The sequence below is a fragment of the Deltaproteobacteria bacterium genome, assembly GCA_005879535.1.
Classification (GTDB): Bacteria; Myxococcota; Myxococcia; order Myxococcales; family 40CM-4-68-19; genus 40CM-4-68-19.
Genome location: VBKI01000091.1, coordinates 71,131 through 72,689, shown reverse-complemented (window position 1 = coordinate 72,689; position 1,559 = coordinate 71,131). Strand labels below are relative to the sequence as shown.

Annotated in this window: 1 protein-coding gene and 1 pseudogene (1 of these 2 running past the window's edge); both read right to left on the bottom strand. The window is 66.8% G+C overall.

Annotation, left to right across the window (positions count from 1 at the left end; all coding sequences use genetic code 11):
* Nucleotides 1–1,014, bottom strand: a pseudogene (locus E6J58_21720) (nodulation protein NfeD); it reaches 234 nt to the left of the window's first position.
* Nucleotides 1,011–1,559: uracil-DNA glycosylase (locus tag E6J58_21715; GenBank protein ID TMB33104.1), on the bottom strand; the 549-nt coding region annotated here is incomplete at its 5' end. The gene E6J58_21715 and the pseudogene E6J58_21720, both read right to left, overlap by 4 nt.

Below are 1,559 nucleotides of genomic sequence, written 5' to 3'. Positions count from 1 at the left end.
GATGCGCCAGCCGAGCCCGAAGTCGGCGTCGGCGTAGAAACCCTTCCCGACGGGACCGATGAGCAAGAGCGACCCGATCACGACACAGACCAGGCCCGCGGCGACGAAGCCGCCGTGACCGCCTACGTACATCTCGGCGATGAAGAAGGCGATGCCGACCGCGATCAGCAGGAGCGCGCCGATGTTTACCGGCAACATCTGGAAGGCGATGGCAGCCACCAACAAGCAAATGCCGCCCACTACGCCCGGCACGATGGTTCCGGGATGAAACAGCTCCAGCATCACTCCGATCACGCCTAGGCCGAAGATCAGGAACGCGACCTCGGGATTGGCAATGCCGTGCAGGACCTGGTCCTTCACCGCCCAAGGGACGTTGCGGATCTCCGCGCTTGCGGTGTGCAGCGTGCGCCGGTCGCCGCCGCCGAGGTCGACCTTGCGGCCGTCGATCTTGCGGAGGAGCTCGGGCAGATCCTCCGCGGTCAGGTCGATGACGTGCAGCTCGAGCGCCTTGGAGGCGGTAATGCTCTCGCTCTCGCGCACCGCCTTTTCCGCCCACTCGACGTTGCGCGACCGCCGCTCGGCGATGCCCCGGACGAACGCGGCGGTGTCGTTCTCCAGCTTCTGGAAGATGGCGCTCCGATCGCCTTTCTTCTCTTCCGGGCTCGAGCCTAAGATCTCGACCGGGTGCGCCGCGCCGATGTTCGTCGACGGCGCCATTGCGGCGACGTGGGCCGCCATGGTGAGAAACACTCCGGCGGATCCGGCGCGGGCTCCGGGGGGTCCCACCCAGAAGACGATGGGCACCTTCGCGTTCAGCTCCGCCTGGACGATGTCGCGGGTGGTCGAAAGCAGCCCGCCCGGCGTGTCGAGGCGGACCACCAGGGTTTCGGCGCCCTTCTCCTGCGCGTCGTGGATTGCGGCGATGAGGAACGCGCCGGAGCCGGGATCGACGGAACCGGTGAATTCGGCGTAGTGCACCACCGGTGCGGCGGCGAGGAGCAGCGCGACGATCACGATGCGCCTCCCTTCGGCAGCGGAAGGTCGAGCTTCTTCATCACCTGCTTCAGGTCCTCCCAGACCTTGCCCTTCTCACCGGGGCTCCGCAGCAGATAGGCGGGATGGAACGTGGGCATCACGGGAATGCCCTCGTACTCGCGCCATTGGCCGCGCAGCCGGGTGATCGGCGTCTGTTCGCGCAGCAGCGCCTGAGCCGCGAACTTGCCCAGGGTCACGATCGCCGCCGGCTTGACGGCGCCGAGCTGGCCCTTGAGGAACGGCTCGCAGGCGAGCAGCTCGTCGGGCTCGGGATTGCGGTTGTTGGGGGGGCGGCACTTGACGGTGTTGCAGATGTAGACGTCATCGCGGCGCAGGCCCATCGCCTCGATCATCTTCGTCAGAAGCTGTCCGGCCTTCCCCACGAATGGATAACCCTGGAGATCCTCGTCCTCGCCCGGCGCCTCCCCTACGAACATCAGGCGCGCTTCCGGATTCCCTACCCCGAAGACGATGTTCGTCCGGCCCTTGTGCAGCTTGCAGCGCGTGCACTCTCCCATCTCGCC